Raw genomic sequence first — 12100 nt, forward strand, 5'->3', positions numbered from 1 at the left:
GATAACTCCAGAAAATAAGGTTATTTAGTAAAGATTATAACGGTGAATTATACCGCCATATTAGGACAATTTCGAGGGTTTTCACCAAAAAACTTGTTAAAAATATACAAATTGTGGGGTTTGCTACATAAATTAGGGCCAGTCCCATCAGGTTTCGTATTTACTCAGATGGAAAACATCATCGTTAGTGACGATATTATGCGCTTATAAAAGCCAATTACTGCATAAAATAGATGTATTCCAATAAGCCACATTTAGAGTATTTCCATAATTTATGTTTCAATCTTATGTGTCTATATAAAAGAAGCATAAAAAAGCCTTAATGAGAGGTGAATTAACTATGACGACAATATGAAAAACAATGTTGGTGCTAAGTGTACGCCTGTAACATTGATTTCTATTAAGAAGCTAATATGCGTATAATGTAGCGCATAGATAGTTGATGCACATTGCATAATAAATGTGCGGTATAGGTACTGAAAAAGGCTCGTTTGAAGTAGGCAGTTATAAAGCCTAGTTATACGAGTTATAAAGGTAACTGTAAAAATCTAAGTAAAAGCCACACTATTAATGATAGTCAAAGTAATGCTATTAATAGTCAATAACTGCTAAACATTTACCAAGTCTGAATTATTACTAAGGTCTATACCAAAAACTAAATGAAGGTCATTATTGAGTTTTCAACCGAGGTGTCAACGATATGTACTCAAGCAATCCATCTGAACAAGTTAAGTCCACTATCCAAAATCGCCACGCGCTAAACTTGGACAGCTCACAAGCCATTAGAACGGCGTTTTTTATCTCAGATGGCACAGCGATTACAGCTGAGACACTTGGACGCGCTATTTTGAGTCAGTTTGCCTCAGTTCCTTTTGAGACAAGAGTATTGCCATACGTCGATAGCTTAGAGCGTGCGGAAGATGCGGTTGAACAAATAAATATGGCGTATCAGCGCGATGGGTCGTTGCCATTGGTTTTCGATACGATCGTTAATCCTGAGATTCGTGAAAAGATCAACTCGGCACATAGCTGTAATTTAGATATGTATGAAGGTCTGATTGGCCGTGTTGCAGAAGAGACTGGTGTGGAGCCAGATGGTCATTCAGGCCATGCACATGATGATGTCGATTCCGAGACCTATAAAGAGCGTATCGATGCAGTTCACTTTGCTTTAGATAATGACGATGGCGCGCGCACTCGTCACTATAATGCAGCAGATATTATTTTGGTGGGTGTGTCACGTTCTGGTAAGACACCGACATCGCTATACTTGGCATTACAGTTTGGTATTCGAGCGGCTAACTATCCTTTGACTGAAGATGATTTGTACGACAATCAGTTGCCAAAAGCATTACGTGAGCACAAAGACAAGCTGTTTGGTTTGCTCATCGATACTGATCGCTTAGTAAAAATCCGTCAAGAGCGCCGTGCAGGCAGTCGTTACTCAAGCTATCAGCAATGCCAGCAAGAGCAGCGCGCGATTCAGGGTATTTATATCACGCACGGTATCCCAAGCTTAGATGTATCGGAGATGTCTGTTGAAGAGATTGCCACGCGTATTTTGCAGATGACAGGTCTCAAACGCCGTATCGGGTAATTAAAGGCTTTTGTAGTGGTTACTCTATGTGAATAGTGTACAAACTACATTTATGGCTTATTGTGGGCTCAACCTCAATAAATTGCCTAAATTTAAGAAGATTAACTCGTACACAAATAGAATCAACAAATAAAGAGGATATCATGGTAAGTAAAAGTGCAAGCGACGAGACCAACGATACTGGTAAAGATATTCACACCGAAGTATCAAATAAATCTAGCGGACACGTGCCAAGCCCTGAACATACCGAAGGTAAGAACAAAAAAGAAAAAATAGAGCAGACTCACGAGCAAGTGACTGATGATGTCATGCATCATCCTGACTTAGTGAATCCGCTCGATGACACACGAATCGATATTAAATCTGGTTTTACCAAAGACTCTCGTCGTCTAAAAAGTGACGATCATGAGTATGAGTATGATGCCGTTGTTTTGGGGGCGGGCCCTGCTGGTGAAGCCGCTGCTATGAAATTGACCAAGTCTGGTAAAAGAGTGGTCGTCGTCGATCCACGTGATCAAGTAGGGGGTAACTCTACTCACGTCGGTACAATTCCAAGTAAAGCACTGCGCCAATCTGTATTTAACTTGATTAACTTCCGCCGTGATCCAATGTTTACCAAGGCGATGGAATATAAGCAAGTACCGCTAAATGAAGTACTCGCCAAAGCGCGTCAAGTTATTCGTCGTCAAGTCAGTACCCATACACGTTTTTATGAGCGCAACCGTATCGAAGTCATCCAAGGCTGGGCAAGTTTCATTGATGCACATACGCTACGTATTGAAGTCGATGAAAATGTTTATGAAACCATCACTTTTAATAAAGCCATCATCACTGTCGGTAGTCGTCCTTACCGTCCTGAGATTTTAGACTTTAACCATCCACGCGTTTTTGACTCTGACAAAATCTTGCAAATGGATTATGTGGTTAAAAAAATCATCATTTATGGTGCAGGGGTAATTGGGTGTGAGTACGCGTCTATCTTTACCGGTCTTGGCTACAAAGTTGATCTAATCAATAACCAAGATCAGTTGCTCAACTACTTAGACAGCGAAATCAGTGATGCCATCGCGCATGACTTTAGACAGTTCGGTGTGCTTATCCGTAGTAACGAAGAGATTGATCATCTTGAGACTCATGATGATTATGTGGTTTTACACTTAAAGAGCGGCAAGCGCATCAAATCTGATGCCATTCTTTGGTCAAATGGTCGCTCAGGTAATACTGAAGGCTTGAACTTAGAAGCCATTGGGCTAAAAGCAAACGGCCGTGGTCAGCTAAAAGTAGATGATACTTACTGTACGGACGTCGACAATATCTATGCTGCTGGTGACGTCATCGGTTGGCCATCGTTAGCTTCTGCCGCCTACGACCAAGGGCGCTGTGCTGCTGCCTTTATGGTCGGTGATAGCGATGCTGAGCCAGTATCTAGTGTGCCTACGGGTATTTATACGATTCCTGAGATCTCTTGTATCGGTAAGACAGAGCAAGAGCTCACGGATGAAAAAGTTCCGTATGAAGTGGGTCAGGCGTTCTTTAAACATCTGGCACGTGCCCAAATTATCGGTGAACGTTCGGGCGTATTAAAGATATTATTCCATCGTGATACGTTAGAAATTCTAGGTATCCATTGCTATGGTAACCACGCTTCAGAGATTATTCATATCGGTCAAGCCGTGATGAAGTGTAAGAGTAACAATACGCTTGAGTACTTTGTAAATACGACTTTCAACTATCCTACGATGGCAGAAGCATACCGTGTGGCAGCATTGAATGGTTTGAACAGGGTCTTTTAAACCATTGCCTATTTATATCGTATAAATAAAAAGAGCGCCTACTATTATTAGCAGGCGCTTTTTTATGCTTATAGATTTCATTAATTTGAAAATTTATAAGTAGGCTTTTCGCTGTGGAATACGCTTGCGTAAAAATAGCAATAAAACAAAATAGAGCAACCATAAGCCAGCCAACGCATAAAATCCTATAGCGACTTGAGAGACACTGGCACCCATTTGATTAAGCTGTACAGAGGTATTGATTGCAGGCGTGGTCGGTACCAGCCAACGTATTACTTGTAATACTTGAGGCAATTGGTCTGCTGGCCAAGGGTAGCCGCTTAAGAAGAATATCGGTAAGGAGATAAAAATTAAGATCTGCATACTGCGCTCACGCTGCCGGAACCATAATCCGAGCACGCAGCCGAGCGTTGCGACTGTCGGACAAAATAGTGCCAAAAACAGCAGCGTACCAAGCATGTTTTGTCCACGTGGATAATGATGTAGCTCAAACGCCCACCCATAATAAAAGCAGCCAACGATAAAACTAAGTGAGCTCAAAGCCCCAATACGTCCTAGCCAGCCACGTATACTGGTACTGTGACGGCGCTGCTCATACCATGTGCCAATCAGCATCGCAGTCGCCATTAAAAGTGTCTGCTGTAAAATAATAACAGAGACAGCAGGTACGACATAAGCACCATAGCCCTCGGTTTGGTTATACAGTGGCATAATCCGTAGCGGTACAGCTTGAGTATTCTGTGCTGCGGTAGATGCATAAGCGCCTTTCGCAATGCTTTTCTTTACCTTGATGCCTGCGGATACTGTACCCACTGCTTGAGAGAACCCCAATTGGACGTTTTTATTTAAAATAAAATAACCGCCATTACCCAGTACACTGACGTGTGCTTGCTCTCCGGACTTAACTTGTTCTTCAAGACCAGTTGGAATCACCATATAGCCTGCAATTTTATCTGACCATATGGCTTCTTTGGCAGCCTGCTCATTGATAAATCGTTCAGTGTCTAGGTATGGACTAGCACTCGCATAGCGAACGAGAGTACGCGATAAGTTGCTGTTGTCATGATCAATGATACCTACTGGCACATGATTGACTACCTCAGACGAGTAGGGCCAAGGGTAGAAAAACCCATAGATGATAGGGGCGATAATCAACATCAAAAGTACGCCTTTATCGCCAAAGACGTCTTTGAAAGTTTGAATAAAGCTGTTCCAAAAACTGTGTGATGCCGGAGTGTCGGTTGGTGTAGTTTTTGAGTGTGCAGACATTAGCGTGCTCCCCAACGTTCAGGATGCGCCAATGCGCGTTTGGTTAATAGTGCCGCAAGTATTAGCGCTATTATGGCTGCAAGCATGAGGCCATAGACGATAGGTAGCGATATGGCGATCGGTGCTTGCATTTGTAACTGTGCAATATGGAGTTTGAGATAATGCGTTAGCGGCAGGGCATTTGACCAATATTGCGCGCTATCACTAATCGCAATATAAGGAAAAGTAACACCGGCAAAGGCGTAAGAAGGCGCTGAAATAAATCCAGTAGTCGATAGACCCATACGTAATGAAAAAGAATTCAAAGTAAAAATAGCACCCAGCCAAAACGACAATACCATTAGGCACAAAAACCCAGCATAGACTGCCATAAGAGACATGATGTTGATATTCTGATTTGACGTTGCCAGCCACAATATCAACGCTGACCACAAGCTATAAGCCAGTATTGGCCAAAAGTATTTACCCAATAGACCAAATACTAAAACTGATAGGCTGACCGAATTGGGCATTTTTGCATTCGATGATGCTTTGTTATAGCTGCTATTTTGTTTGGTTGATAGCGAAGATGATGTTTCTGAGGCTCTGGATAACGTTAGATTAGGCTTTCCTGTATCAATAAAACGGTACCAGCGACCGATATTCTTATCACGTAACTCGCGGCCAATCGTGGTTGCGCCAATGACCATTGCCAATATATGTAATAAGGCAGGTATGACGGTCGAAGCCAAAAACTGCTGATAATTGGTCGCAGCATTGAATAAGCTAATACGCTGCACACTGATAGGCGCATAAGCCGTCATCGCTTGTGATGGCGCTACGCCTTGTTTGACCAATCGCTTGATCTCTACACCTGCGGATAATGTACTAGCGACCGCTTGGACACCTGCCTGAATAATACCAGAGTGCGTACCGTACTGTGCATTGACTTGTAGAGTCAACGGAGCAGGCTGGCTCGATAAGATATTACGAGAAAAGTCCTCTGGGATAATGACGACAGCGTAAATATCGCGCTGTAAAATGGCAGCCTCTGCATCCGCTTGGGAGTAATACAGCTGTCTGACCGTCAAAGTAGGACTGGCCTCTAAGTAACGGACGGCAGTATTGGCAACAGCGCTGTTGTCTTGATCGATGACTCCGATAGGCAAATCGGTAATTTGAGTCTGTGAAAATATCCACCATATTAGCAGCACCGTTGCCAGTGGTATCCATACCACCATGCTAAAGTCCCAATGATTTTTTGCCAAAAAACGGCGCTCGTAGGCTGCACTGCGTAAAAAGCCTCACTTAACTTAGTCAAGTGCATGGCTTACTCTTGGTTCTGATTGACAGGAGTAGGATTGATACGTACGACCACACTCATACCTGAGCGGATACGGGCATCGGGCTTAGATGGTCGTGCCTTTACCTCAAAAGTACGCACATCAAAACCATCATCGTTGTTGGTCGGACGCCAAGTGGCAAAGTCTGATAAGGTCGATGTCGCATAGACGGTAAACTGTTTTGTATAAGGCTTATCCGCTGATGACAGCGCTGGGATAGTACCGGTAAATGTCTGACCAATAGCAAATTGATTTAAGTAAGACTCAGTGACGTTAAGTACCACCCATTGGTCATTGGTATCCACCAACGTCAGGAGCGGAACCCCTTGACCGATGACTTCTCCAGCACTGACAATGACATTATCAACGATACCAGCGATAGGACTTCTTAGGTTCGCTTCCTCTTTTGCTACTAACGCCTCATCAAGTTTTGCATCGACCTGTGCGACTTGTGCAGTGGCCGCTGACTTATCTTCAGTACGTGCGCCTTCTAGCGCCAGATCATACTGCAAGCGGGCTGCTTCGGTTTGGTCTTGAGTAGCGAGATATTGCGCATACGCCTCATCGCGCTTTTGTCGCGCCATCAGTCCTTCTTCGTAAAGGCGATTGACACGCTGATAGGTATTTTCTGCCAAGTCAGACGCGGCTTTATTGGCTTGCCAAGCGGCTTTTGCTTGGGCGATTTCTTGCGGGCGCGCACCATTTTCTGCTTTGTCTAATTGGCTTTGCGCGATTTGCTTACCAGCACGTGCTTGATTAATCTTGGCATTAATCTCAGGCGAATCCATCTCAACCAGTTGCTGACCAGCCGTTACCGTATCACCCTCTGTTACCATAATTTGGGCAATACGCCCTGGTACTTTTGCAGCGATAGACGTTTGCTGCATCTGCATTTGCCCTTGTAGCGTAATAACTTCTGGCTCGCTATGCGCATTACTTTTGTATAAGCCGTACGCAATCGTACCAAGGACAATCAGTATGAATAGTGCAAGTAATCCTTTTTCATACGTGCAGATTTGTCAGTTTTAGAGGCGTCACGATTATAAGTAGGTGTCGGTTGCTCTGGTTTAATATCAGACACGTCTTTTACAGGATCGACTGAATTTTGTGTATCTTGAGAGGTCACTGACTCGGTTGCATCAGTTGATTTATTTGAGTCGTCTGATTCACGTGGTAATTCTGTCATGACAATGAGATTCCTAAAGCAACAAAGTTGAAAATAAAGGGTTTATTACTAGTACACTCGAAACGCATAAGGTTTGGCGTTGTCTATGGTTTCAGAATTAAAAATAGCACCAAGAGCGACGATAAATGCTGAATAATAGAGCCACAGCATAATGACCACAGCAGCTGAAAGCGCGCCAAACTCAGCACTATAGTTATTAAAATTTTGCACATAAATTGAAAATAAGATGGACAATATAATCCATAAAACCGTTGCCAGTGCAGCGCCCGGCATCAATTTCTTAAGGGCAACAGCATCACGATTTGGGGCTAGGCGATAAAGGCCTAAAAAGCTTAAGAATATGATACCTGTCAATATGGGCCACCTGCTCCAAAGCGCAATCGTCTTTGCTATCTGAGGGAAAGGGAAGTAGGCCGCCCCCAAAGGAATAATCGCGATAGAGGAGACCGCGATAATCAATACGACTACTGCTGCAAAGGTCAAACCAACTGCGCGAATCGTGCTTTGTACAAAACTACGCTCTTGCGTAATATGGAACGCAAGGTTAATAAGAATAATTAAAGACTTGATACCTTTAGAGCCAGCGTAAAGTGCGAGCAAGGACGATATAAGCAGGCTGAAAGTCAGGGCAGACGTAGTTGTAGAAACCAACTCGCTCAGACGGGAGTTGAGCACTTCATATACTGTATCAGGTATAAATTGACTCAAAAGCGAGATTTGCTCTTGCATCTCGGCGGGAGAAAACGCAAGACCATAAAACAGGACAAACACAGCCATCACGGGGAAAATTGATAAGAATCCAAAGAAACCTACGCTTGCGCAATGCGCCCAAACATTAGAATTATTGGCAATACGCCACGTTTCTAGTAACGTCTGTAGCCAGTTTTTTATCGATTTAGAGGTCAATTCTTTCATAAAAGCAGCTGTTCGTAATAGGGTTGGTAATAGTATTTTTGATGTCGACTTCATGGTAATACAAAGCATTTATCAGCACGACTTATGGTTTCTCACGTTACATCATTGCTCAGTATATAAAGTAGGCAATTGAATGTCAGCGGCATTGAGATAAGCATTAAAAGCAAGTGGCGTACCACAGCTTTGCATAAGGGCAGCCAGTGACTGTACATAGTCATTAGCAGCTTGTGCTTGTTCAGTACGTGCTTTGAGCGATTGCGTCTGTGCCTGCACCACGTCAACGGTAGTATTTACACCTTCTTGTAATCCTAAGCGACGTAGTCGTAATACTTCTGCTGCCAAATCAACATTACTTTGTAATGCTTGATAGCGTGATTGAGCATTATTGACATCGTGCCAGTTTTTTCTACCAGTAGCAATAAATTGTCACTGACTTCAATCTCAGAGAGATCGGCCTGACGTATTTTGGCACTACTGGATGCTAGCGATGCGGCTTTATCGAGTCCGCCCCATAGTTTCCAACTGGCAGAGATACCAGCGACCCAGCTTGGATCTTTCTCTACCTGACCATAACCGTATAGTAATACCGTAGGTTTGTAGCCCGTATCTGATAGCGCATGTAACTGCTGAGCCTGTGCCCGCTTGGCGGCAACTTTTTGCAGTCCGGGATGGTTATTTAGTGCCAAGTCCTGAAAGTAGCTCACATCTGGTAGGGGGCGACTAGAGACAAACAAAGGCGTGGTCGGTTTGATGCGATAGTCGGTACGTAGTAGACGCTGTAGCGCAATCATGGCTAGGCGCGCGTCATTATTCGCATTGACGGATTCACTCTTGGCATCCGCAAGCGCTGACTGTGCTTCTAGTCTATCGACACGTGAGATAAAACCTTCTTCAAACAGACGCTCGGCCATATGGTCGGTCTGTTGCAATGTATCGTAAGCGTCTTCTCGTAAGTAAGCAGCGATAATCGCTAGCTGTGCCTTAAAATAACGCTCAATTAACGTATTATAAAGCTCATTTTTATCCAGTACGCTATCAGCCATCGCTTCTTGCGTACGTGCATCCGAGGCGCCAGTCAATGCATCTGTGCGCCCAGCAGTATAAATAGGCCAAACGATTCCAAGACCTGCACCCGATGTAGAGCCTGAGCGCTTGAGATTGTAAGAGTCGGGAATACGCTCACCGACCAGCTCACCAAAGTCTGGTAGGTCTGCCGTAGGAGGGACTATGTTATCTACGCCATTGTTTACTTCGTTCACGATACCGCTTCTGAGAGAAGATAAATCTATATCCTCATCTAAATGATAGGCACTGGCAGATACTCGAGCAAATACGAGCGGATTGTCGATAGTTCTGAGCGCGTCAGTTTGGTATTCGCTAGCAGCAATCGCTGCTTGATTGGCAGCAATTTTAGGTGATACTTGTACCAGCAGCTTTTGCGCTTGCTCTAAACTCAAAAAGCTTGAAACGTCTAATGCGTAGCTGTTATCGACTGTTTTATGTGTGATAGGGTCAACAAGCGTAGACAGTGCTTGCGACTCAGCGTTTTGAGGGTTTGGTACTGTATGAAAAGGCGCCACAGCCGGTTTATCATTATCAGTTGGACTATCAGCATCTATGATTTGTGTCACAGCCACTGGTGTAACATTATCTGATACTTCTATACTGTCAGCGGCAGTGCTCGCGTAAGTCATGACAGGCACGCTCATGACTGCAACTGTCATCATAGCAGTCGGTAGCGCTGATAAAATGAATTTCATAAGTCACATAAGCCATTAATTAGAATGTAAGGTATTATAAAATAAGGAACAGCACCGATAGGTTTCATTGCTCAGGATATAAAGTTGCTGAACTATTATAGACTATTTGCTAGCTAGCGAAAGAATGATGCTTAAATAAATCATTCATATTCTAATATAAAAATACGTCTATATTAAAAGTGCTAACAAGCGGTCATTCGTCATAAGAGGTACACTGTAGAGCCACAATGGTGACGGGTCAATGCTCAGTATTTTGCCGTTTTCTATTGTGCGACCAGTAGCGGTATGATAGAGGATTGATTTAATTTTTAAATATCTGTTTATAAGTAACAACATAGCCAACAAGACGTTTTCAATTCAAGCAATTTATTTTTAGTTAGATTTTGTTTTTAATCTCATTATGAAAAATTTAGGCAGTAATTAACAAATAGAAAATGCTCAATCAGTCAATGAATAGTCACTAAATGGCTATTAAGTAGAATAAATAATATTAGTAGAGGGTGTGTCATGGCAGGGTATATTTTAGCGTTGGATCAAGGGACCACATCGAGTCGAGCGATATTGTACGATGATCATGCGCGTCCTATCAAAATGGTACAACAGCCAACGACGCTGCAAACACCAAGAGCTGGATTCGTTGAACAAGATGCACAGCAGATCTGGCAAACTCAGATTAGCTGTGCACATGATGTTATTAATCGGGCAGGGTTGCTTGCCACTGACGTTACCAGTATCGCGATTACCAATCAGCGTGAGTCGATTGTGATGTGGGATAAGCAAACTGGCAAGCCACTGGCTCCTGCCATCATTTGGCAAGACAGGCGTACCGCAAATTACTGTAAGACGCTTGCTGCTGAAAGCGCTACCAATAGCATGAATGACCCTGTGCATCAGAGCATTGATAGTGTCAATATGGCACATGAGGTTCAGCGTATTACAGGTCTGCGTTTAGATCCGTATTTTAGTGCCAGTAAGATTGCTTGGTTACTCGAAAACAACCCGAAGCTGAGTGTACGAGCCAGCAGAGGTGAGATAGCGGTCGGCACGATTGATAGTTGGCTGATTTATAAGCTCACAGGCGGTGAACATGTCATTGATGTGACCAATGCTTCTCGTACATTGCTATTTGATATCCATAAGCTGGCATGGTCAGAGACACTCTGTGACCGTTTTGCTATACCTATGCATATATTGCCTAAAGTACTACCGTCCGACGGCGATTTTGGCAAAACCAAAAAAGGTCTGTTTGCAAAGCAAATACCCATTCAAGCAGTATTAGGTGATCAGCAAGCAGCGCTCTTTGGTCAAGGTTGTCTTGATGCAGGCATGGCCAAAAACACTTATGGTACAGGCTGCTTTATGCTAATGAATATTGGCCAACAGCCAAAATTGAGTGAGCATAAACTGCTAACCACCATCGCATGGCAACGCAAAACGTCACCAATTCGTCCAGATAATTTGTCATTTGACCAAATCGTACAGTCAGGCAAACGCATGCTACAACCGCCCAAAAAGGAAGTCACTTATGCTCTAGAGGGCAGTGTCTTTATGGCGGGGGCTATCGTTCAATGGCTGCGTGATAATTTGGGTATGATTCAGCAGAGTAGTGATGTCGAGGACCTAGCCCGTCAAGTAGACAGTAGCGAAGATGTTGTTCTATTACCGGCCTTTACTGGACTGGGCGCGCCTTATTGGCGTTCTGATATCAGCGCTAGCATCACTGGTATGAGCCGCGGTACTACTAAGGCACATATTGCACGCGCTGCATTGGAGGCCGTTGCCTATCAAACCTATGATGTGCTTATCGCTATGCAAAGGACAGCCCTCATCCTTTGACTGAGCTGAGGGTAGATGGCGGCGCTGCAAATAATGATTTGCTCATGCAATTTCAGGCAGATTTGTTGGGTGTTCCGGTATTACGTCCTAGAGATACAGAGATTACGGCAAAAGGCGCAGCACTCCTCGCAGGTTTAAAGACTGGGTTATATGACGAATCGACCATGAAAGCTTCATGGCAGGTAGATCGCGTGTTTGAACCAAGTATGTCGGCTGATACTCGTGAGCGACATCTTGCTAAGTGGCAACAGGCTATCAAAAGGTCTCTAATGCCGTTATAAGATTGATTTACTTAATAAATTTGTCATAGCTGTACATTTATAATTACTCAAAGTATGAGGCTGCCGTACACAAATGTGATAAAGATACAGGCTGTAACGCAAGATAATCGCAATACGGACACAGTTTACATAATCGGACTA

Annotated in this window: 7 protein-coding genes and 2 pseudogenes; 3 read left to right on the forward strand and 6 right to left on the reverse strand. The window is 43.6% G+C overall.

Going from position 1 to position 12100, the window contains the following annotated elements; all coding sequences use genetic code 11:
* Window positions 1-700 precede the first annotated feature (700 nt).
* Together ppsR and sthA are read left to right on the forward strand one after the other, a co-directional pair.
* Window positions 701-1597 (forward strand): pyruvate, water dikinase regulatory protein, encoded by an 897-nt coding sequence (gene ppsR, locus ACOBWA_RS05220; protein ID WP_101205440.1) that lies wholly within the window; start codon window positions 701-703, stop codon window positions 1595-1597.
* A gap of 143 nt (window positions 1598-1740) precedes the next feature.
* Window positions 1741-3390 carry a Si-specific NAD(P)(+) transhydrogenase gene (sthA, locus tag ACOBWA_RS05225; RefSeq protein ID WP_057759390.1) on the forward strand — a complete coding sequence of 550 codons (1650 nt, stop codon included), beginning with the start codon at window positions 1741-1743 and terminating at the stop codon, window positions 3388-3390.
* A gap of 93 nt (window positions 3391-3483) precedes the next feature.
* Here sthA and ACOBWA_RS05230 read toward each other — a convergent pair whose 3' ends face one another.
* From ACOBWA_RS05230 to ACOBWA_RS05255, 6 genes and pseudogenes are all read right to left on the reverse strand, one after another.
* Entirely contained in the window at window positions 3484-4659 is a 1176-nt protein-coding gene (locus tag ACOBWA_RS05230; RefSeq protein ID WP_420230394.1) for an ABC transporter permease, read from the reverse strand.
* On the reverse strand, window positions 4659-5906 hold the full coding sequence (locus tag ACOBWA_RS05235; RefSeq protein ID WP_420230395.1) for an ABC transporter permease: 1248 nt from the start codon (window positions 5904-5906) through the stop codon (window positions 4659-4661). The genes ACOBWA_RS05230 and ACOBWA_RS05235 overlap by 1 nt, the downstream gene beginning before the upstream one ends.
* 62 nt (window positions 5907-5968) lie before the next feature.
* Complete coding sequence (locus ACOBWA_RS05240; RefSeq protein WP_420230396.1) at window positions 5969-6868, reverse strand: HlyD family secretion protein; 900 nt, start codon at window positions 6866-6868, stop codon at window positions 5969-5971.
* An 86-nt stretch (window positions 6869-6954) separates the two neighbouring features.
* Window positions 6955-7167 (reverse strand): hypothetical protein, encoded by a 213-nt coding sequence (locus ACOBWA_RS05245; RefSeq protein ID WP_420230397.1) that lies wholly within the window; start codon window positions 7165-7167, stop codon window positions 6955-6957.
* Between the two features lie 48 nt (window positions 7168-7215).
* Window positions 7216-8082, reverse strand: a complete 867-nt coding sequence (locus tag ACOBWA_RS05250) for a YihY/virulence factor BrkB family protein (RefSeq protein ID WP_420230398.1) — start codon at window positions 8080-8082, stop codon at window positions 7216-7218.
* A gap of 102 nt (window positions 8083-8184) precedes the next feature.
* Window positions 8185-9842 (reverse strand): annotated as a pseudogene (locus ACOBWA_RS05255) (TolC family protein).
* 507 nt (window positions 9843-10349) lie between these two features.
* On the opposite strand from ACOBWA_RS05255, the pseudogene glpK reads away from it, so the two are divergent.
* Window positions 10350-11959 (forward strand): annotated as a pseudogene (gene glpK / locus ACOBWA_RS05260) (glycerol kinase GlpK).
* The last annotated feature ends 141 nt before the right edge of the window (window positions 11960-12100 follow it).

Source organism: Psychrobacter sp. ER1, from assembly GCF_048631835.1.
In the GTDB taxonomy this organism is placed as follows: domain Bacteria; phylum Pseudomonadota; class Gammaproteobacteria; order Pseudomonadales; family Moraxellaceae; genus Psychrobacter.